This window comes from Kitasatospora sp. NEAU-CNBT7, assembly GCF_057220535.1.
Window position 1 is genome coordinate 194,594 of record NZ_JBXQQB010000006.1, and the last position, 20,314, is coordinate 214,907.

The following is a 20,314-nucleotide window of genomic DNA, read 5'->3' on the forward strand; positions in this document are numbered from 1 at the left end:
GAGCCCTCGCCCGGTGGGGCGGGGGCCGCGGCCGCGGCTCCGGGGCGCTGCCCGGCCGGGCCCGGTCAGCCCTGCTTCGTCAGGTCACCCGCCGGGTCCGAGCCGAGCGGGGCCTCGCTGACCTGGAGGTGCAGGGTGCGCGGGTCCGTGAGGGTGTAGGTCTGCTTCTCCGGCGCCCCGGTGCAGCCCGCGTCGGCGCCGGGCGCCGGACGCTCCTGGAGGACGACGCGGTCGGCGGCCACCGAGAGCAGCGTCAGCTCACCCCGGCAGACCGTGCTGCTGAGCCGCGAGGCGTTGCTGGTGCGCCCGATCCGCTCGCCGACCCGGCCGGCCGTCAGCTCGACCTGGAAGTCGCTGGCCAGCGGGACGATCTGGGTGGTGATGGCGCCCTTCCAGGTCCCCACGTACCCGGCGGGGAGGGCGTCGCCGCCCGCGGCACCGGTCGCGGCCCTCGGCGAGCCCGAGGCCGGCGGGGCGGCGGGCGACGAGGCGGAGTGCGAGGGCGCCGGGGTGGCGCCCGGGTCCGGAGCGGCACCCGGACCGGAGGCGGCGTGCGTGGCGCCGGCACCGTGGCCGCCGGTGCCGCCGCCCTGCCAGGGCTCCAGCACCGCCAGCGACACGCCGAGCGCGGCCACCACGGCGGCGGCCACCAGCCACCGCAGGTGCGGGCGCCGGCCGGCCGGTGGGGCCGGTGCTGTGGCCGGTGGCAGCGGTTGTGATGCCTCCGGTGCCGGTGGCGCCTCTGGTGTCGGCGGCCCGGGAGGCTGCCGGGGGTGCCGGTCCGACGGTCCGTCGACCTCGGTGCGGCTGTGCCCGCCGGCGGGCACGCCGGCGCTCCCGGCACCGCTCCCACTGCCCGCCACCTCGGCCGCTCCCGCGGCCGGGCCGGTGGCCGGGCCGGTGGCCGGGCCGGTGGAGCCGTCCCCCTCCCCCTCCAGGTCCAGCAGTTCGACCGCGCTGCGGGCGACCGCCGCCGACAGGGCCGGCGGGAGCCAGCCGTTCTCGCTCGGGCCCGGCGCCATCGCGGCCAGCCGCTCGCGCAGGTCGGCCGGGACCGGCCGGTCCTCGGGCCGCTTGGCCAGGCACTCCTCGACGATCTCGCGCAGCCCGGCCGGGACCCCGCGAAGGTCGGGTTCCTCGTGCAGGACCCGGTACAGCAGCACGGCCGCGCTGACGCCCTCGCCGAACGGCGGGACCCCGGTGGCCGCGTAGGCCAGCACCGCCCCCAGCGCGAACACGTCCCCGGCCGGACCGGGACGGCCGCCCGCGGCCTGCTCGGGTGACATGAAGCCCGGCGAGCCGACCATGAACCCGGACCGGGTGAGCTCGGTGGCCCCGTCCAGCGCGCGGGCGATGCCGAAGTCGATCAGGCGGGAGCCGTCCAGGGCGAGCAGCACGTTGGAGGGTTTGACGTCCCGGTGCACCAGCCCGAGGCCGTGCACGTGGGCCAGTGCCCCGGCGAGGTCCGCCCCGAGGGCGTGGACGGCGGGGACGGGCAGCGGTCCGTGGCGGCGGACGGCGGCGCCGAGCGCCGGACCCGCGACGTAGCCGGTGGCGACCCAGGGCCGCGGCCCCTCGGTGTCGGCGTCCAGCACCGGGGCGGTCCGGGCGCCGCCCACCAAGCGGGCTGCCGAGACCTCCTGACGGAACCGCGCCCGGAACTCGGGATCGTCCGCGAGCTCACCGCGCACCACCTTGACCGCGACCGTCCGGCCGCCCGCGGTGCGGCCCAGGTAGACCCGGCCCATCCCGCCGGCCCCGAGCCGGCGCAGCAGCCGGTACTCGCCGATCTGTCGTGGGTCGTCCGCCCCCAGCGGCTCCATGGCCCGCCCGTCCCCTCGTGTCCGGCCCCGCCCACCGCGCGCGGCTGCCCAGACAGTACCGCTGCGGGGTGCCGCCGGGGTGCCGGGCGGCACCGCCGGGGTGCGAGGGGTACCGAGCGGGGTGCGGGCGGGCCGGCGGGGTACGAGGGTACGGGCGGGGTGCGGGCGGGCCGGGTGGCTTCGGCGTCGGTCAGCCGACCGGGGCCGGCTCCAGCAGGGTGACCGTGACGTCGGGGGCGAAGCCGCTGTCCGGTGCGATCCGGCGGGCGAACTCGGCGATCCCCGCCAGCTGGCGCTCACCCAGCGAGAAGTCCAGCGCCTCGCTGAAGTAGCGCTCCAGCAGCGGCGCGTCGAACGACTCCCAGCGGGCCGCCTGCTCGGCCACCAGGGCGGCCTCGGCCAGCGACAGGTCGCGCGACTCCAGGAAGGCCCGGTGCACGGCGGCCACCATGGCCGGGTTGCGCTCGGCGTAGTCGCGGCGGGCGGCCCAGACGGCGAAGACGAACGGCAGGCCGGTCCACTCCTTCCACATCGCCCCGAGGTCGTGCACGGCCAGCCCCTGACGGGGTGCCTGCTCCAGCGAGGCCCGCAGCGCCGGGTCGCCGATCAGCACGGCGGCGTCCGCGTCGGCCAGCATCAGGTCCAGGTCGGGCGGGCAGCTGAAGTACTCCGGCCGCACCCCTTCGCGCTCCTCCAGCAGCAGCCGGGCCAGCCGTACCGAGGTCCGGCTGGTGGAGCCGAGGGCGACCCGGCGCCCGTCCAGCTGTTCCAGCGGCAGCTTGCTGACGATCACGCAGGACATCACCGGGCCGTCGCTGCCGACCGCGATGTCCGGCAGCACCACCAGCCGGTCGGCGTTGCGCAGGTACTCCACACAGGTGATCGGCCCGATGTCGAGCGAGCCGTCCACCAGCCGGTCACTGAGCTTCTCCGGAGTGTCCTTGCTGAGGTCCAGATCGAGCAGGTTTCCGGTCCGTGCCAGGCCCCAGTAGAGGGGCACGCAGTTGAGGAACTGAATGTGTCCGACCCGTGGCCTTACTGCCGACGGGCCGCCTGCGTCCGTACCGGTCACCAGATGCTCCCTCTGCTGTTCGTGCGCTCCTGGCAGCGTATGCCTGCCTTACGGAAGGCCCCGCACCCGGTGGCCGACACACCGTGCACGGCTTTCGGAGACCCCTGGTCGGGGCAGCCCCCTCGTGCTACGGTTCCACTCAGTTGCAGTTTGATTCCCCTTGCAGTACTTGGAGCCTGCGGAGCATGTAACCGCAGGCTTTTTGTAATTTTTCACCAGCATCAATTGAGCACTGATTGAGCACTGTGCGAAAAACTCCGGACCCACTCCGGAGGCGGGGCGATCAGCGCAGCGGACCGGGTGCCACAAGGTGTGGTGCCCGCTACGTCCCTCGCAAGGAGAACGGTATGGCGACCGGAACCGTCAAGTGGTTCAACGCCGAGAAGGGCTTCGGCTTCATCGCCCAGGAGGGCGGCGGCCCCGACGTCTTCGTCCACTACTCCGCCATCAACGCGAGCGGCTTCCGCTCGCTGGAGGAGAACCAGGCGGTCAGCTTCGACGTCACCCAGGGCCCGAAGGGCCCGCAGGCGGAGAACGTCACCCCTGTCTGATCCATCCTCTGATGATCTGATCGCTCGGGGCCCCGTGTGGGTCCACCGGCAGCCCTGACCGGCCGCCAGCAAGAGCATGACGAGCAGTACCAAGGGGGCCCGCCCCGGTCCGGTTCATCCGGACCCGGCGGGCCCCCTGCCTTTTTCTCCGCCGGCTCGTGCGCGGGTGGAGGAACGGCGGACGGGCGGCGGACAGGCGGCGGACGGACGGCGGATTCCGGCCATCGTGGCCCGTCCGCGGCGCGCCGCCCGGGCGGCGGCTCCCGTTCCGCCCGTCGGGAAGACAGCGCAAGAGGGAGGCAGTCCACCTGGCGGGCCGGGGCGGACCACCGGCGCCCGACCGCCGAGGCCCGTCCGGCTCCGCCCGTCAGCAGGTGGGGCAGCCGGGAACGGGCGGGATCACCGGGCGGGCGAGATCACCGCGGAGCCAGTCGGTGAGCCACTGGGCCAGCGTCAGGTGCTGCGGGGCGAGCCAGTGGTGGTCACAGGCGTTCTCGTCCGCGCCCCACATGCTGCCGTGCGGGCTGCTGAGGTCGATGCACCACCAGACGACCCCTCCGAGGGTCACCAGCGGCAGCACCCGGCGCGGATAGTACGGCTGTTCCGCGGACGGCTGGGAGGTCCACTCGCGGTACAGGTGCACCAGGGACGGTTCGTTGCTGAACCGCCGCCCGGACGCGGTGAGCGACACCACCCCGCCCTCGACCCGGCCGCGCCCGGGGCCGCCACCGCCGCCGCCGGGGCCGAAGCCGCCGTCGGCGGCCTCGCAGTAGATCCTCCGCAGCAGCGGGGCCATCGGGAACCCGGTGAGGGCCTCGAACGCGTCCGCCGCCTCCGGGGGCGCGGGGGGCGGGAGGTGGTCGGCCCGGGCGATGGCGCGGATCTCGGCGACGATCTCGTCGTCGGTCCAGGCGGGAGCGGTCACGCGGGAACCGTAGCGGCAGCAGGGGCGGAGCGTTCGCCCCGGCCCGGGCGGAGGGCCGTTCGGTCCGCCGACGGTTCGAGCCCTTCCCCGGCCGGGGAAGGGCTCGAACCTGGAACCTGGAGCGGGCCGGATCAGACGGCGACCGGCTCGGCGGCCGGCTCGGCGACCGGCTGCGCCGGGACGGCGGCCGGGCGGTCCTCCGTCAGGAGGTCACCGGTCGGGTGGTCGTAGGCGTCGCGGTCGAGGATCCCCTCACGGGCGGCCACGATCAGCGGTGTGACCACCTGTCCGGCCACGTTGGTGGCGGTGCGGACCATGTCGAGGATCGGCTCGACGGCGAACAGCAGGCCCACGCCCTCCAGCGGGAGGCCCAGGGTGCTGAGGGTGAGCGTCAGCATCACGGTGGCGCCGGTCAGGCCCGCCGTGGCGGCGGAGCCGATGACCGAGACGAAGGCGATCAGGAGGTAGTCGCCGACGCCGAGGTGGACGCCGTAGAACTGGGCGACGAAGATCGCGGCCAGCGCGGGGTAGACGGCGGCGCAGCCGTCCATCTTGGTGGTGGCGCCGAACGGCACGGCGAAGCTGGCGTACTCGCTCGGGACCCCGAGGCGCTCGGTCACCCGGCGGGTGACGGGGAGCGTGCCGACCGAGGAGCGCGAGACGAAGGCGAGCTGGATCGCGGGCCAGGCGCCCTTGTAGAAGTTGAGCGGGTTGAGACCGCCGGCGAAGCGCAGCAGCAGCGCGTAGACGACGAACAGCACCAGCGCGCAGCCGACGTAGACGTCGACGGCGAGCACGCTCAGCGGCTGCAGGACGTCCTGGCCGTACTTGGCGACGGACTTGCCGATCAGGCCGAGGGTGCCGAGCGGGGCGAGCCGGATGACCCACCAGAGCGCGGTCTGGATCAGTTCCAGCAGCGACTCGCTCAGCTTGAGCACCGGGTCCGCCTTGGGCCCGATCTTCAGCACCGCCGCGCCGGCCACGACGGCCAGGAAGACGATCTGAAGGACGTTCACCTCGGTGAAGGCCTCGACGATGTTGCTCGGGAAGATGCCGGTGATGAAGTCGACCCAGCTGCCGGTGTGCTTGGGGGCGGCGGCCTTGAGGCCGTTGTGGTCCACCTTGCCCGGGTCGGTGAGCAGGCCGATGCCGAGGCCGATCGCGACGGCGATCAGCGAGGTGGCCAGGAACCAGAGCAGCGTGCGGACGGCCAGCCGGGCGGCGTTGGTGACGTTCCGCAGGTTGGCGACGCTGACCAGGATCGCTGTGAAGACCAGCGGCGGGACGGCGAGGGTGAGCAGCTGGACGAAGGTCCGGCCGATCGTCTCGAGGGTGGTGGCCAGCCAGGACACGTCGCCCGCACGGGCGACCCAGCCGAGCAGGGCGCCGAGGACGAGGCCGCCGACGATCTGGACCCAGAACGGGGTCTTCCGGACCTTCGCCAGGAACGAGGGCGGGGTGGCCCCGGCGGGTGCCGGGGATCCGGCCGGCGGCGTGGCTGCGGTGGGCGCTGTGGACATGGGGATGCGACTCCGGGGAACGGGAGGACAGGCAGGGGGGTGGGGCGCGCGGGGGCGATGGCGGCACGGCGGAGGGCAGCCGGCGGGGCCGGGCCTCAGACGGGGCGTGCCGCCTCGGTACAGCGCAGGGCGCAACAGGTGCGCGGGCTGTCCACAGCACCGGACAGGCGCGGGCAGCAGGGGGCGAGCGGGGTGCTCGTCCCGTACTGGAGTGCGGCGCCTGGGGTGGCCATGGCCGGAAGATTAGCAATAAACCTTTGAGATGTTCAAAGTACAGGTTTGAGTTGCGTCGACGAACGACCCGCGAGGCGCGGGCAGGGTGGGCCGGGGCACCTCGGCCGGCTCGGTTGACCCCCGCTGGTTATACGTATAACTTAATGACCGACCCCAGCGCCCCCGCCTGCCCAGGAGACCGAACGCCATGGGCTATCTCGCCCTGCTCCGCGCCCCGCACGTCACCCGACTCCTGCTGGGCACCCTGCTCGGGCGGCTGCCCGCCGGGATGACCGCGCTGGTGATCGCCCTCGCACTGCGCGAGGCCGGCGCGCCGTACAGCAGGATCGGGCTGGCCACCGCCGCGTACGCCATCGCCGCCGCCGTCGGCGGCCCGGTGCTCGGCCGGATCGTGGACCGCACCGGCCAGCCCCGGGTGCTGATCGCCTCCGCGCTGATCGCCGGACTGGGCTACGCGCTGCTGGCGCTCGCGCCCGGCTCACCCACCGCCGCCCTGGCCGGCGCCGCGCTCGCCGGACTGGCGATGCCACCGCTCGAACCGTGCCTGCGCTCCCTGTGGCCCGCCGTGGTCGAGGAGGAGCAGCTGGACACCGCGTACGCCTTCGACTCCGCCTCGCAGCAGGTCCTCTACGTCGCCGGCCCGCTGGCCGTGGCCGGACTGGCCGCCGCCTTCGGCCCGTCCACAGCCCTGTGGACGGCCGCGGCACTCGGACTGCTCGGCTCGCTGGTGGTCGCCACCACCGCACCCGCCCGCGCCTGGCAGGCGCCGCCGCGCGAGTCCTCGGCCGGCCTGCTCGGGCCGCTCCGCTCCCCCGGCTTGGTCCTGCTGCTGGTCGGGCTGGCCGGCGCCGGCTGGACGGTCGGCGCCCAGAACGTGCTGTTCATCGCGTACGCCGAGAACCACCCCGGCGGCCTGCCGGGCGGCGCGGGCAGCCTGCTGGCACTGGCAGCGCTCGGCGGACTGGTCGGCGCCCTGGTCTACGGCGCACTGCCGTGGCGGATCAGCACCGCCACCCGCACCTGGACGATCGCGCTCGCGATGGCCGCCAGCTACCTGCCGCTGCTCCTGCTGCCCGGCCCGGCGGCCATGGCCGGCCTGGCGCTGCTGTCCGGGATCTCCCTGGCGCCGCTGCTGGCGGCGGCGTTCGTGCTGGTCGCCGAACTGGCACCGACCGGCACGGTGACGGAGGCCTTCGCCTGGCTGGTCACCCTCTTCGCGACGGGCAACGCGGCCGGCTACGCCGTCTCCGGGCTGCTCGCCTCCGACTCCCTGCCCGCCGTCGCGCTCTGCGCGGTGGGAGGGATCGGGCTGGGCGGCGCGCTGCTCTTCGGCTGCCGCCGGCGGCTGGAGACCCGGCCGCCGGCGGGGACCGGGGCCGGAGCCGAGGCGGGGGACGCGGGCGGCGGCATGGTGGTGGGCCAGGGGGAGCCCGTGGCCGCGAAGGCCTGAGGGAATCGCGAGGACGGCTGACAGATGACGATATCTGTCAGCCGTCCTCTGTCCGTTGTCGGCCGGCCGCGCGACAGCGAGTCACCCGGTGCGGGCAGGTCGGGCGCGGCGGGCACATCCGCTGGACATTCTCGCGCTGACAGATTCCGTCAGCTGTCATCCGCTATCTGTAAGACGTGAGCCGTGAGACATGAGACGTGATCCCGGGAACATCAGCGCTCAGCCGCCGCACCGGTCGAGCTGCGCACCACCAAGCTGGTCGCCAGAGCCGGGACGGCGGCCGCCGGTTCCCCCCGGAGCAGTGCTGCCAGCGCGGTGACCCCGGCCCTGCCGAGTTCCTCGCCGGGGAGGTCGACGGTGGTGAGGGGCGGCGCCAGGAGCTCGGCCACCGGGATGTTGTCGAGTCCGACCACGGAGACGTCGGCGGGGATCCGCAGCCCGAGTTCGGCCGCCGCCTGGTAGAGCCCGGAGGCGACCACGTCGTCGTCGCAGACCACGGCGCGCGGCCGGTCCGGCCCGCCGAGCAGCCGGTGCGCCGCCTCGAAGGCGGCCTGGCGCCCTTCGTTCAGGCTGACGCCCGCCTCGACCACCTCCAGGCCGCGGGTGGCCTGTTCGAACGCGGCCTGCCGGACCCGGAAGGTGTACGCGGAGTGGGTGGACCTCAGGTGCCCGATCCGCCGGTGGCCGAGTGCCACCAGGTGCTCGACCGCGCCGCGCATGCCGCCCGCGACGTCGAGTTCGACCGTCGGCCGGCCGTGGTTGGCGGCCGGGTCGGCGTCCAGGAACACGGCAGGGGTGTCCGGCGGGAGCTCGCCGAGTTGGCTGTCGTCCGGGGAGCAGACCAGCAGGCCGTCGAAGCGGCTGGTGGCGGCGGCGTCCGCGAGGGTGGCGCTGGCCCAGCCGCTGCTGACCACGACGGCCAGCCCGTGCTTGCCCGCCTCCTCGTGGACCCCGGTCAGGACCCGTCCGAAGAAGGGGCCGAGCAGGTTGGGCACCGCCAGCAGGATCATGCCGCTGCGGCCGAGCCGCAGTTGCCGGCCGGCGGCCTGGGGGCGGTAGCCGAGGCTGCGGGCGGCCTCGCGGATGCGTTCCCGGGTGGCTTCGGACACCCGGTGCCCGGCGTCCGACCCCGAGAACACCAGCGAGACGGTGGCCTGGGAGACGCCCGCCAGCCGGGCCACGTCACGGCCGGTCGGCCGCTTCGGAGGGGTGGGAACGGCGGCCGGACCGCCCGCGGACTGCGGCACCGGGGATCAGTTCTGGACGGCTGCCGCGGCGGCGGCGCGAGCGGCGTCGTCGGCGGCGTCCTCCTCCGCGTTCTGCGCCGCGGTGCGCGAGCGGATCGTCTCGACCTTCTCGCTGATCTGCGCCGACATCGCGTCCCGCTGCTTGCTCAGCACCACGTAGCTGATCGGTGCGGACACCAGTCCGGCGAGCAGCACCAGGAAGACCGCACCCGCGTCACCGGCCACCGGGATCACACCGAAGTGGCCCAGCAGCAGGAAGATCAGCAGGCAGCCGAGGAAGATGCTGACCCGCAGGGACGTGTAGCGGAGCGTGGCGTGCGTCTTGCTGCTCACGGAAGGAGGTCCTCACTGCAGGGGTACGGCGGGCGGAGCTGGCCCACAGGGCACGGCTCCCAGTGAAGCATGCCGACCGGCCGCAGCGGCAGACAGGCTCGTCGCCGCCCTCGGACCGCCGCCGCCACCGGGCCGACGACGCCTCCCGCGGCCCGCCGCGCCTCCCGCACCCCTTACGCCCCTTACGCCCGTCGCACCCCTCGCACCCGCGCGGTGGCACCCGGCGCGGCGACGCCACGGCCACCGCGGCCGGCCGGGCTGCCCCGAGGACGTCCTCGTGCCCTCACCCCCGCGGCCCTGGTCCGATCGCCCGGCCCGAGCGCCCGAGCGCCCGAGCGCCCACGGACCCCGGCACCCCGGCTACGCCGTCGCGGGCCGCCGGGCGAGGCCGAGGCAGCACAGCACCGCGACCGCGCACAGGCCGCCCGCCGCGTACCAGGCCAGGTCGTAGTCGCCGAAGTGGTCCCGGGCGAGGCCCGCCAGCGAGGCGACCGCGGCGGCGCCGATCTGGTGGGCGGCCAGTACCCAGCCGAACACCACCGGGGCGTCCGCGCCGAAGTGGCGGCGGCAGAGCGCGATGGTGGGCGGGACGGTGGCGACCCAGTCCAGGCCGTAGAAGATGACGAAGGCCAGGATCGGCGGGCGCAGCGAATCGGCGAACAGCTGCGGCAGGAGGAGCAGCGAGACGCCGCGCAGGGCGTAGTAGGTGATCAGCAGGGCGCGGGAGTCGAAGCGGTCGGTGAACCAGCCGCTGGCGACGGTGCCGGCCACGTCGAAGATGCCGACCAGGGCGAGCAGGCTCGCGCCGGTGGTGACGGGCATGCCGTGGTCGTGCGCGGCGGGGATGAAGTGGGTGCCGACCAGGCCCGCAGTGGTGGCGCCGCAGATGGCGAACGAACCGGCCAGCAGCCAGAACGCCCGGGTGCGGGCGGCCTCCCGGAGCACCCGCAGGGAGCGGGCGAGCGCGCTGCCGGTCACGGCCGGCGGGGCGGGGGGCTCGGTGGCGCCCAGTGGCAGCAGGCCGAGGTCGGCGGGGCGTTCGCGCATCAGCAGCAGGACCGGGACGGCGACGGCGGTGGCCGCCAGCGAGACCACCACCACGGCGGTGCGCCAGCCGTGCTGGGTGACCAGGGCGGCCAGGACCGGCATGAAGACCAGGTTCCCGGCCGCTCCGGCGGCGGTGAGGACGCCGGTGACCAGGCCTTGGTGGGCCTGGAACCAGCGGCCGGTGATGGTGGTGGCGAAGGCGCCGGCCATCGAGCCGCTGCCGAGGCCCACCAGCACGCCCCAGCAGAGCACCAGGTGCCACGGCTGGGTCATCAGTACGGTGAGCCCCGAGCCGGTGGCGATCAGCAGCAGCGCGCAGACCGTGACCAGCCGCACGCCGAAGCGGTCCATCAGTGCGGCGGCGAACGGGGCGGTCAGCCCGTACAGGGTGAGGTTGACCGAGACCGCGCTGGAGACGGTGGCGTGCGACCAGCCGAACTCGCTGTTCAGCGCGTCCATCATCAGGCCGGGGGTGGAGCGGAAGCCGGCCGCGCCGACGAGGACGACCAGCGCGACACCGGCCACCACCCAGGCGTAGTGCAGGCGGGGTGCGCGGGGTGTCCGTTCGGCGGCGGGGGTGGCGGGGGCGGGGTGGGTGGGGTCGGTCCGCGGTGGGGTGTTCAGGTCGGTCACGGACCGAGTGTCCGGGCCGGGGGCGGGTACGGACGAGGGGCCTGACTGCCACCTTTCGTCAGGATCGGGCCACCGCCCGGCGCAGGCCGCGGATCGGCGGGCTGAGCAGCAGGGCCGCGACCACCAGCAGGGCGACCACGCCGCCCGCCGCCAGCACCTGGCGTTCGCCGAAGGCGTCGGCGGCGGGGCCGGCCAGGGCGGCGCCGAGCGGGACCATGCAGACCGAGCCGGCCACCTCGTAGGCGTGGATCCGGTTCAGCACCTCGCCCGGCACCTGGGTCTGGACGCTGGTCGCCCACATGACGCCCCAGAAGGTGACGCCGGCGCCGGTGAGCAGCTGGGCGGCGGCCAGCAGCGGGACCGGGAGGTCCAGGGCGAGGGCGAACTGGTACGCGGGGAAGGCAATCAGGGCGAGCGCGCCGCCGGTCAGCGGCCGGGCCGGCTTGACCCGGATGGCGACCACCCCGCCGAGCACGGTGCCCACCCCGAACGCGCAGCTGAGCAGTCCGTAGACGGTCGAGCCGTGCTGCGGCACCACCACACCGGCGGCGACCGGCAGCATCGGTCCGAAGGAGAGCACGCTGAAGAAGAGCCAGATCACGATCACGCCCCACATCCAGCTGCGGGATCTGAACTCGTGCCAGCCGACGACCAGGTTGCGCCACAGGCTGTCGCCGGCGGGCGGGGCGGGCACCACTCCGAGCCGCAGCGCGAGCAGGCACAGCGCGCTGACGCCGTACGTGGCGGCGGCGATGACCATCACCCAGCCGGTGGCCGCGGCGCCGACCAGGACGCCCGCGAGGGCCGGGCCGAGCAGTGCGGTGACGGCCTCGGAGATCCGCAGCACGCCGTTGGCGCCCTGGACGTCGCGGGCGACCAGGGGGACGGTGGAGGCCGCGCCGGGCTGGAACATCGCGGCGGCGGTACCGGCCAGCGCGAGCAGCGCGTACAGCTGCCAGAGCTGGTCGATGCCGCGGAAGAACAGCAGCGCGAGCAGGACCCGGGTGACCAGGTTGAGCAGGTCTGCGGCGATCATCAGCCGGCGGGCGGTGAACCGGTCGGCCAGGACCCCGCCGACCAGGACCAGGCCGGCGAAGGGTGCCATCAGGAAGGCCATCGCGTAGCCGACCGAGCCGAGCGGGTGGCCCGCGCCGAGCAGGCCGGCCGAGACGGCGACCGGGAGCATCGCGTCGCCGAGCAGGCCGGAGCTGCGGGCGGTGAAGTAGAGCCGGAAGCCGGCGGACCAGATGGCGGGTCCCGGCGGCCCGGCCGGAGGGGCGGCGGCCCGGGCGGGAGCGGGGTCCTGGGCGGGAGTGGGGGCGTGCTGCAGTTCGGGGGCGGTCACAGGAGAGAGTTTTGGTGTAGACCACTGCGAATTCCAGTGGTTTTGGGGTCACGATGCGGCAGCGGTCGGATTCCCGCGCCGGCCCGGACGGCGGGCCGCCACGCGCGCCCCGAGCACGGCGCGGCGGCTCCGCCATCCGACCTGGCGCCCGAGCCCTGAAGCCGCGCGCCGGCCCTCTGCACTCGTCGAGGTGGTGGTCCCGGGCGGCAGGCAGCGGCTGTCCCCCTGTGCCCCGCACCGGCCCGGAGTCGCCTCGACGTCCCCTCGCAACGGAGAGCTGCACCCAAGAGTGATCAGTCGGATACGTCACGTCAATGGGTTGTCCGAAATTCGGAATGGTTGCGGCGCATTTGGCATCGGGTGGCGCACGGCGGCGGACGGACGGCCTCCGGACGCGCCCCAGGGGCGGACGGGGCGGACGGGACGTCAGAGGCGGTGGCGACCCGGCGTGAGGACGGCGCGCGGACGGCGCGACAGCGCACCGGGCGGCGTGCGCGGACCGGCGGGAGCGGGGGTGGGGTCGGCAGGAGCCGGGGCACGGAGGTGCGGACGGCGCAGCGCGGCAGGACATGGCGTGGCGCGGCGTGGGACGGCGGGGGCGGAGCCCGGAGCCGCGGGGGTGCGGGAGCGCGGACCGCGCGTCAGAGCGCGTACGCGCGGGAGGCGGTGGCCGGATCGGCGGCGTGCAGCGGCGGGTGAGCGCCCGCCACCTGCTCCGCCGCCGGCTGCTCGAGGGGCGTCCGGAGCGGCTCCTGGACGGCCGGCAGGTGCTCGGGGACCTTGGGGTCGATCTCGCACCAGACCCGCTTGCCGGAGCCGTCCGGGTACCAGCCCCAGCGGTCGCAGAGCAGCTCGACCAGCTCCAGTCCCCGCCCGTTGGTGGCGTCGCCGCCCGCGTGCCGGGGCGCCGGGGCGACCACGCTGGCGTCGGCCACCTCCACCCGGACCGGGACGAGCGGGTCACGGTCGCCGTTGGCGCCCGAGCCGATCGGACACGAGCGGCCGGGCACCGGCATGGACAGCCGCAGCACCGCCGGACAGCCGGTGTGCACCACCGCGTTGGTGACCAGTTCGGAGACCACCAGCACCAGCGTCTCGGCGACCGGCGCGTCCGGGTCGAGCCCGTGGCCCTTCAGCCGGGCCCGCACCCAGCGCCTGGCCCGGCCGACCTCCGACGGGTCCGCCTGCACCGCCAGCTGCACCTGAAATACCTGCACCGCTCCACCACCCGCACTCGGTATTCGGCCCGGTCGTCGGCCGTTCTCCCTGCTGCCCGGACCGGGCGGGGCCGAGGCCCTGGTCACGCCGGTCCGGCCGGCCGCGCACCCCGGGAATGCCTGCCGGGCTGCCCATGGCTTCGGCACGAATACGCCTCAGGATGATTCCGCAGCTCGCCCGCAGCAAGCGCTTCAGGCATATTCCAGCGATCGGGGGACGGCTCGGTGCATACTGTCCCGCTCACCCTGGCGAGCATCGCACCGCTGATCGTCCACCCGCGCCACACCCTCCTGCGCCCTACGGCGCGAGCGATACGACGGTACCGCCACGCGGGGGCAACCTCCCGGTCGCCACGAGCGAACAACCCTTCCCACATCTGTCCGCATCCGGTCGAACGCCCCCCTCCCGGGGGACGGACCGAGCCTCCCGCGATCCGAAACCCGGTATTTCCTTCTTCGTACGAATGCACCCCGCCCCGGCCCGGACGGGCTACCGTTGAGTAGGGCCGCCCGGAGCACGGAGGGGGCAGGGGCCATGTCCGATCGCACCGCCCACCGGGACGAGCAGGTCCCCAGGCGGCTGCTGCGCGGCGAGGAGTCCGCGCTCGGCGAGCTCTACGACCACCACGCACCGCTGGTGCACGGACTCGCCTGGCGGCTGCTGGACGACCAGGACGACGCCGAGCAGCTGACCCGCGAGGTGTTCGCCGGGGTCTGGCAGGCGCCGGAGCGCCTCGACCCGGCCCACGGCCCGCTCCGCGACCGGCTGGCCGGGCTCACCCGGCACCGGGCCGCCGAACTGCTGGCGGCCCGCCAGGACGACGGCCGGGCGGCCGCGGCCCGCGCCACCGCCGTCCGGGTACGCGAACTGGTGGCCGCCCTCCCGCAGCCGCTGTCCGCCCCGACGCACCGGCACACCCCCGCCGCATCCGCCGTGTTCGCCGCACCCGCCGTGTCCGGCCCTCCCGGTCCGCTCGGCGTCCCCGACCCCGACGGCACCGCGGCCCCGGACGGCCCACCCGACCCCGAGGACCTGCCCGACCCCGAGGACCCGCTCGGGCCCGATGACTCGCTCGGGCCCGGCGAAGCGCTGCGCCGCCAGGTGCTGGACTGGTGTCTGGCGCAGCGCCCCGCGCCCTGTCCCGTCCCGCCGTGGGCGGCGCCGTACGCGGCCGAGACCGCCAAGCTGGACGCCCTGCTGCGGGACCTCGGCCCCGGGGAGTGGCAGGAGGTGGCCGAACTGCCCTGGCACGGCGGGGTGCAGCGCTGGCGGCCCGCGGAGGTGGTCTGCCATCTGGCCGCCGTGGACGGCTATCTGACGCCCGCCCTCGGCCTGCCCGACCCGGTCCGGATATCGGCGCCGCCCGGGCCGCGGCCGGCGGGCCCGCCCCGGGTGCCCGAGCAGGGGCGGCCCGGGGACGTCCTCGCCCGGACCGGGAGCCTGATCGAGGCGCGGCGCGGCAGCGCGCCCGCCGAGGTGCGCGGCATGTGGCGGCGGCAGAGCCACGAACTGCTCCGCGCGGCCGGTCTCGGTGCGGACGGCACCTCCCCGGTCGACTACGGCTCGGCCGTGCTGCCGCTGTCCGACGCCTTCCTGGACCGGGCGTTCGAGTGCTGGGTCCACGGCGACGACCTCGCCCGGGCGGTCGACTACCCGTACGCCCCGCCCGCGCCGCAGCACCTGCGGCTGCTGGTCGACCTGGCCGCCCGGATGCTGCCGTACCTGCTGGCCGCGCTGCGCGGTCCGCGGCGGGCGGCCGGTGACCGCCGGCTGCTGCGGCTGGTGATCGACGGACCGGCGGCCGGCGAGTGGCGGATCCCGCTCGACGGGCCGCAGGACGACGGCGGGGCGCCGGTCGCCGAGATGGTGCTGGACGGCCTGGAGTTCTGCTACCTCGCCGCCGCCCACCGCGACCCGGACCTGCTCCCGGTCGGCCGGCACGGCGACCTGGCGGCGATCCGGGAGGTCCTGCACGCGGTGCCCCTGCTCTCCCGGCCCTGAGCGGCCGGGCCACGCCCGGCCCCGCCCGGGCCACCGCCCCGGGCCACCGCCCCGAGCCACCCGCCCACGTCACCGCCCCGAGCCACCCGCCTGAGCCACCCGCCCGCGCCACCGGGCAGCCCCCGGTGCCTACTCCGGCAGGCCGGTCTCGGCCGCCAGCAGTTCGGCGACCGACTGGCGCCGCCGGATCAGCCTGGTCCGGCCGCCGTCCACCAGCACCTCCGGCGCCAGCGGCCGCGAGTTGTAGAGCGAGGACATGCTGGCGCCGTACGCGCCGGTGTCGTGGAAGACCACCAGGTCGCCGATATCCGCGCGGGGCAGCGGGACCGGTTCCACGTCGCCGCCCGCGGCCTGGGTGAACACGTCGCCGGACTCGCACAGCGGGCCGGCCAGCACGGTGTCCCGCAGGTCGGTGCGGCGGACCTCGCCGTCGGGGGCCAGCACCGAGGCGCGGTGGCTGCTGCCGTACATGGCGGGCCGCATCAGGTCGTTGAACCCGGCGTCGACCAGCACGAAGTGGTTGCTGCCGACCGGCTTGTGGGCCCGCACCTCGGCGGCGAGCAGCCCGGCACCGGCCACCAGGAAGCGGCCGGGCTCGATCTCCAGCCGCACCGGGTGGCCGAGTTCGGCGGCGATCTCGGCGCGGGCGGAGTCCCAGAGCCGGAAGTACCGGTCGGTGTCGACCTCGGGCTGCCCGGCGGCGTACGGGACGGACAGGCCGCCGCCGGCCGAGATCGCCCGGACGTCCCGGCCGCTGAGCCTGACCTGCTTGACCATGGTCTCGCAGACCGCCTCCAGGTGGCCGTAGTCCACCCCGGAGCCGATGTGCATGTGGAAGCCGACCAGGTCCAGCCGGTGGCGGTCGACCAGGTCGAGGCTCTCGGCCAGGTGCTCGTGCCAGATGCCGTGCTTGCTCTGCTCGCCGCCGGTGTTGGTCTTGCGGCTGTGGCCGTGCCCGAAGCCCGGGTTGATCCGGATCCAGACCGGGTGGCCCGGGTTGGCCCGGCCGAGCTGGTCCAGCATCTGCGGGGAGCCGGCGTTGACCGGGACACCCAGCTCGACCACCCGGTCGAGGGTCGGGCGGTCCAGCAGGTCCGCGGTGAAGACGATCGGGTCGTCCGGGCCGCCGGGCCGGTACCCGGCGGCGAGCGCGCGCTCGACCTCGCCGGCCGACACCGAGTCCACCAGGACGCCCTGCTCGCGCATCAGCCGCAGGATGTGGATGTTGGAGCAGGCCTTCTGGGCGAACCGGATCACGTCGAACTGCCGCAGCCGTTCGATCTGGGCGCGGATCGGCGCGGCCTCGTACAGCCAGACCGGGGTGCCGAACTCCTCGGCGATCCGGGCGATCCGGGGGCCGTCGAGGCTGCCGGGGAATTCGCCGTCCGGGGTCGCGGGTGAGGTCGTCATGGCAGGCAGTCCTCCGCACGGATCGTCAAATGGACCGAGCGCACCGCCGCCGTCGAATTCGGCGGGCCGCCGAATTCCGGCTCGATGGGCGGGGACCGGCGGCGCTCCCGTGGCGCGGCGTTCTCCCCCGTTCGGCGGCGGCCACGTTACCTCCGCCGACGGACCGGCGGGAAACCGGAGTTGACGCGGGAAGGACCCGCCGGAAGGGAATTCTGCGGCGGCCCGGGTATCCGGGCGGAGCACTTCCGGAATACCGCTCGGCCGCGCGCACGAACAACGTCCCGCGGTCCGCGGAAAAAGAAATCCTGCGGGTCGGGTGAGGCCGGACGGGGTCAGGCGAAGACCACGGTGCGGGCGCCGTTCAGCAGTACCCGGCGTTCGCTGTGCCACTTGACCGCGCGCGCCAGCGCCTGGCACTCGACGTCGCGGCCGAGGGCGACCAGCTGGTCCGGGGTGACGTCGTGGGTCACCCGCGCCACCTCCTGCTCGATGATCGGGCCCTCGTCCAGGTCGGCGGTGACGTAGTGCGCGGTGGCGCCGATCAGCTTCACGCCCCGGGCGTGCGCCTGGTGGTACGGCTTGGCGCCCTTGAAGCTCGGCAGGAAGGAGTGGTGGATGTTGATCACCCGGCCGGAGAGCTCCTTGCACAGCCGGTCGGAGAGCACCTGCATGTACCGGGCCAGCACCACCAGGTCGACCCGCTGGTCGGCGACCAGGTCGAGCAGCTGCTGCTCGGCCTCGGCCTTGGTCTCCTTGGTGACCGGCAGGTGGTGGAACGGGATGCCGTAGGACTCGGTGAGCTCGCGGAAGTCGGTGTGGTTGGAGACCACGGCCGCGATCTCCACCGGCAGCGCGCCGATCCGGGTGCGGAACAGCAGGTCGTTCAGGCAGTGGCCGAATTTCGACACCATCAGCACCACCCGCATCCGCTCGGCGGTCGGGTGGATCTGCCAGTCCATCCGGAACGAGGCGCCGATCGCGGCGAAGCTGGCCCGCAGCTTCTCGGTGCTGACCGGCTGCTCGGCCGCGAAGTGCACCCGCATGAAGAACAGGCCGCTGTCGCCGTCCCCGAACTGCTGGCTGTCGATGATGTTGCAGCCGGTCATGAAGAGGTAGCTGGAGACCGCGTGGACGATCCCCTGCTTGTCCGGGCAGGACAGCGTGAGGACGTACTGGACGGGGGCGGACTGCTCTTCCACGGTTGCGGTTCCCCTGGTTCTTCGGTGCGAGGACGGGTCCGGACCGGTTCGGGCACGGCCTGACCGTCCGGGCGGCGGACGGTCAAGCGTGTCACAGATCGACGGACGCCCGCCGCCACCGCCCGCACCGCGAGACCCGCCGCCACCGCGGGACCCGCCGGGCCGCACCGCGGGTCCGGCCGGGCCGGCGGCCGCGCGCCGCCCTACGCGGCCCGGGTGAGGATCCGCAGCACCTCGAGCGAGCGCGGCGCGGTGTCGGGGTCCTCCCCGTCGGCCGCCGTCAGGTGGGCGTGGGCCGCCCGGGCCGCGGCGACCGCCTCCGGCCAGCCGGGGTGCGCCAGGTAGGCGGCGGCGGGCGCGTCGGCGCCGACCTCGTGCAGGATCCGCAGCACCGGCAGGACGGCGGCGTCCACCAGGGCGGCCTCGGTCTGGTCCCGCAGGACGGTGCCGACGTACTTCCCGGCGGGCCAGCGGTCCAGCCAGGTGTCCTCCACCAGGCGGTAGACGGCGTCGGTGACGTCGCCGTACCCCGGCCGGCCGGCCAGCCAGGTCTCCTGCTGGAAGGCGGGGTCGGACAGCATGTGCAGGGCCGACCGCAGCCGGGCTCGCCAGCGCCACCAGGGCAGGTCGTTCAAGGGCATGCCGCCCATCGTGCTCGACCGGTGCCCCGTTCGAGAAGAGGGTCGGGTGGACCGATACCGAGAATCCATGCTGTCGGACATGAGAATCGATCGTACGTTCCCACCTGTCATGACTTCTACACGCGTCACCCCTCGCTGTTCCATCCGCGTTGACCCGGCGTTCTTTTCCAGGCCCCCTCCGCTTGCCCACCCGGGACAAGGCTGGTCCGGGCCACACCGGCGTACGGAGGCCAAGAACCCCGGGAAGGGCACACGACATGACGCGGACCGCATCGGCCGACCGCCCCCATCCGACCGCCCGCCGGAGGGCCGCCACCGCACCGGCGGGTACCCGGCGCCGCCGTACGGCCGGCGTGCTGGCCGCGACCGCGACGCTGCTGCCCGCGCTGCTGGCGACCTCCGCCTGCGGCGGACCGGCCGACGCCGCCGCGACCGCCGGCCACTCCGAGCTGACCGTGATGACCTGGGCGCCCTCCGGTACCGGCTCCACCGACCGGCCCGGCATGACCGCGCTGGCCGAGGCGATCGGCCGCGAGCTCAAAGCCAAGGGCGGCCTCGACGGCCGCAAGCTGCGGGTCCTCACCTGCAACGAGCAGAACACCGCCGACGGCGCCGCCGCCTGCGCCCAGCAGGCGATCGACGCCCACGTGGTGGCCGTGATCGGCTCCTACAGCCAGTACGGCAGCGACTTCATGCCCCCGCTGGAACGGGCCGGGATCCCGTACCTGGGCGGCTACGGCCTCTCCTCGCCCGAGTTCACCAGCCCGCTCTCCTACCCGGTGGCCGGCGGCAGCCCGGCGCTGGTCGCGGGCAGCGGCCGCCAGCTGGTCGACGCGGGCTGCAAGACGGTCGCGCTGATCCGCCCCGACACCCGGGCCGGCGACACCCTGGTCAACTACCTCAGCGGCGCGCTGAAGCCCGCCAACGTGAAGCTGACCGACGTGCCCGCCCCGGAGAAGTCCAACAACTACACCGACTACGCCCGCCGGGCGATCGGCGACGACCGCCCGGGCAACTGCGTGATCAGCGCCCTCGGGTCGGAGCCCACCTCCAACCTGCTCGACCCGTACCGGCGGCTCGCCCCCAAGCACACCCAGCTGGCCTCGGTGATCGGCAGCTTCCAGCAGTCCGTGGTGGACTCCACCGGCGGCGACGCCGGCCCGCTGCGCGGCGCCTACGCGACCGGCTGGTACCCGGCCGAGTCCTCCCCCGTCTGGGACGCGCTGCGGGCCACCGCCCACGGCTACGGCACCGGCGACGCCATGATCGACGTCTCCGACCCCGGGGTGCAGACCACCTGGGTCGCGTACGAGGTGTTCCGCCAGGCCGCCGCCCGGGCCGACCGGAGCAAGCCGCTGACCGCCCGGGCGCTGGCCAACGTGCTCGACAGCGGCGAGCCGATCGACACCGGCGGCGCCACCCCGCCGCTCAGCTGGGGCCTGACCAACATGCTCCCGAGCGCCGACTCGCCGCGGCTGGTGAACACCTCGGTCACCTTCCAGCAGGTGCAGGGCGGCCGGCTGGTCGAGCAGCGCCAGGGCTTCGTCGACGTCCGCTGGGTGCTGGCGGGCGGCAAGCCCCCCGCGTAACGCCTCGCGCAGAGCCCGAAGGGGCGGTCCGGCCGTGGTGGCCGGGCCGCCCCTTCGGGGTCGTGCGTGCTCCGGA

Annotated in this window: 16 protein-coding genes; 4 read left to right on the forward strand and 12 right to left on the reverse strand. The window is 74.8% G+C overall.

All coding sequences use genetic code 11. The features are described 5' to 3' along the window. Window positions 1–65 precede the first annotated feature (65 nt). On the reverse strand, window positions 66–1,823 hold the full coding sequence (locus AC2TEW_RS10900) for a serine/threonine-protein kinase (protein WP_484623177.1): 1,758 nt from the start codon (window positions 1,821–1,823) through the stop codon (window positions 66–68). Window positions 1,824–2,013: 190 nt separating this feature from the next. Further along, the gene (locus AC2TEW_RS10905; RefSeq protein ID WP_484623178.1) at window positions 2,014–2,895 is read right to left on the reverse strand and encodes a menaquinone biosynthetic enzyme MqnA/MqnD family protein; all 882 of its coding nucleotides are present in this window, start codon (window positions 2,893–2,895) and stop codon (window positions 2,014–2,016) included. A gap of 347 nt (window positions 2,896–3,242) precedes the next feature. On the opposite strand from AC2TEW_RS10905, the gene AC2TEW_RS10910 reads away from it, so the two are divergent. Beyond that, complete coding sequence (locus AC2TEW_RS10910; RefSeq protein ID WP_003998944.1) at window positions 3,243–3,446, forward strand: cold-shock protein; 204 nt, start codon at window positions 3,243–3,245, stop codon at window positions 3,444–3,446. A 367-nt stretch (window positions 3,447–3,813) separates the two neighbouring features. Here AC2TEW_RS10910 and AC2TEW_RS10915 read toward each other — a convergent pair whose 3' ends face one another. Next, window positions 3,814–4,371: a hypothetical protein gene (locus AC2TEW_RS10915; protein ID WP_484623179.1), complete on the reverse strand. Its 558-nt coding sequence runs from the start codon at window positions 4,369–4,371 to the stop codon at window positions 3,814–3,816. Window positions 4,372–4,502: 131 nt separating this feature from the next. After that, on the reverse strand, window positions 4,503–5,891 hold the full coding sequence (locus AC2TEW_RS10920; protein ID WP_484623180.1) for a dicarboxylate/amino acid:cation symporter: 1,389 nt from the start codon (window positions 5,889–5,891) through the stop codon (window positions 4,503–4,505). Between the two features lie 421 nt (window positions 5,892–6,312). Here AC2TEW_RS10920 and AC2TEW_RS10925 point away from each other — a divergent pair, with 421 nt between their 5' ends. Next, window positions 6,313–7,575 (forward strand): MFS transporter, encoded by a 1,263-nt coding sequence (locus AC2TEW_RS10925; protein WP_484623181.1) that lies wholly within the window; start codon window positions 6,313–6,315, stop codon window positions 7,573–7,575. Between the two features lie 212 nt (window positions 7,576–7,787). Here AC2TEW_RS10925 and AC2TEW_RS10930 read toward each other — a convergent pair whose 3' ends face one another. The 5 genes from AC2TEW_RS10930 to AC2TEW_RS10950 all read right to left on the reverse strand — a co-directional run bounded on the left by AC2TEW_RS10930 (window position 7,788) and on the right by AC2TEW_RS10950 (window position 13,397). Beyond that, window positions 7,788–8,822, reverse strand: coding sequence for a LacI family DNA-binding transcriptional regulator (locus tag AC2TEW_RS10930; RefSeq protein WP_484623182.1), 1,035 nt, complete (start codon window positions 8,820–8,822; stop codon window positions 7,788–7,790). Window positions 8,823–8,828: 6 nt separating this feature from the next. Beyond that, window positions 8,829–9,155, reverse strand: a complete 327-nt coding sequence (locus tag AC2TEW_RS10935; RefSeq protein WP_033823890.1) for a DUF4229 domain-containing protein — start codon at window positions 9,153–9,155, stop codon at window positions 8,829–8,831. 360 nt (window positions 9,156–9,515) lie between these two features. Then, window positions 9,516–10,835 carry an MFS transporter gene (locus AC2TEW_RS10940; RefSeq protein WP_484623183.1) on the reverse strand — a complete coding sequence of 440 codons (1,320 nt, stop codon included), beginning with the start codon at window positions 10,833–10,835 and terminating at the stop codon, window positions 9,516–9,518. A gap of 58 nt (window positions 10,836–10,893) precedes the next feature. Next, entirely contained in the window at window positions 10,894–12,180 is a 1,287-nt protein-coding gene (locus AC2TEW_RS10945; protein WP_484623184.1) for an MFS transporter, read from the reverse strand. Window positions 12,181–12,821: 641 nt separating this feature from the next. Further along, window positions 12,822–13,397 (reverse strand): ATP-binding protein, encoded by a 576-nt coding sequence (locus tag AC2TEW_RS10950; RefSeq protein WP_484623185.1) that lies wholly within the window; start codon window positions 13,395–13,397, stop codon window positions 12,822–12,824. A 535-nt stretch (window positions 13,398–13,932) separates the two neighbouring features. Between AC2TEW_RS10950 and AC2TEW_RS10955 the strand changes: the two genes are divergently transcribed. Beyond that, entirely contained in the window at window positions 13,933–15,399 is a 1,467-nt protein-coding gene (locus AC2TEW_RS10955) for a sigma factor (protein WP_484623186.1), read from the forward strand. Between the two features lie 129 nt (window positions 15,400–15,528). On the opposite strand, the gene lysA is transcribed toward AC2TEW_RS10955, so the two are convergent. From lysA to AC2TEW_RS10970, 3 genes are all read right to left on the reverse strand, one after another. Beyond that, the gene (gene lysA / locus AC2TEW_RS10960; RefSeq protein ID WP_484623187.1) at window positions 15,529–16,809 is read right to left on the reverse strand and encodes a diaminopimelate decarboxylase; all 1,281 of its coding nucleotides are present in this window, start codon (window positions 16,807–16,809) and stop codon (window positions 15,529–15,531) included. 332 nt (window positions 16,810–17,141) lie between these two features. Further along, window positions 17,142–18,008: a formyltetrahydrofolate deformylase gene (gene purU / locus AC2TEW_RS10965; RefSeq protein WP_484623188.1), complete on the reverse strand. Its 867-nt coding sequence runs from the start codon at window positions 18,006–18,008 to the stop codon at window positions 17,142–17,144. 203 nt (window positions 18,009–18,211) lie between these two features. Next, the gene (locus AC2TEW_RS10970; protein WP_484623189.1) at window positions 18,212–18,658 is read right to left on the reverse strand and encodes an SCO4402 family protein; all 447 of its coding nucleotides are present in this window, start codon (window positions 18,656–18,658) and stop codon (window positions 18,212–18,214) included. Between the two features lie 248 nt (window positions 18,659–18,906). Here AC2TEW_RS10970 and AC2TEW_RS10975 point away from each other — a divergent pair, with 248 nt between their 5' ends. Beyond that, entirely contained in the window at window positions 18,907–20,238 is a 1,332-nt protein-coding gene (locus tag AC2TEW_RS10975) for an ABC transporter substrate-binding protein (RefSeq protein ID WP_484623190.1), read from the forward strand. The last annotated feature ends 76 nt before the right edge of the window (window positions 20,239–20,314 follow it).

What these genes read in the sequence shown, in the direction of transcription:
- AC2TEW_RS10900 (WP_484623177.1), bottom strand. Translation starts at nt 1,823, where the DNA reads ATGGAGCCGCTGGGGGCGGACGACCCACGACAGATCGGCGAGTACCGG.
- AC2TEW_RS10910 (WP_003998944.1), top strand. Translation starts at nt 3,243, where the DNA reads ATGGCGACCGGAACCGTCAAGTGGTTCAACGCCGAGAAGGGCTTCGGC.
- AC2TEW_RS10920 (WP_484623180.1), bottom strand. Translation starts at nt 5,891, where the DNA reads ATGTCCACAGCGCCCACCGCAGCCACGCCGCCGGCCGGATCCCCGGCA.
- AC2TEW_RS10925 (WP_484623181.1), top strand. Translation starts at nt 6,313, where the DNA reads ATGGGCTATCTCGCCCTGCTCCGCGCCCCGCACGTCACCCGACTCCTG.
- AC2TEW_RS10955 (WP_484623186.1), top strand. Translation starts at nt 13,933, where the DNA reads ATGTCCGATCGCACCGCCCACCGGGACGAGCAGGTCCCCAGGCGGCTG.
- lysA (WP_484623187.1), bottom strand. Translation starts at nt 16,809, where the DNA reads ATGACGACCTCACCCGCGACCCCGGACGGCGAATTCCCCGGCAGCCTC.
- AC2TEW_RS10970 (WP_484623189.1), bottom strand. Translation starts at nt 18,658, where the DNA reads ATGGGCGGCATGCCCTTGAACGACCTGCCCTGGTGGCGCTGGCGAGCC.
- AC2TEW_RS10975 (WP_484623190.1), top strand. Translation starts at nt 18,907, where the DNA reads ATGACGCGGACCGCATCGGCCGACCGCCCCCATCCGACCGCCCGCCGG.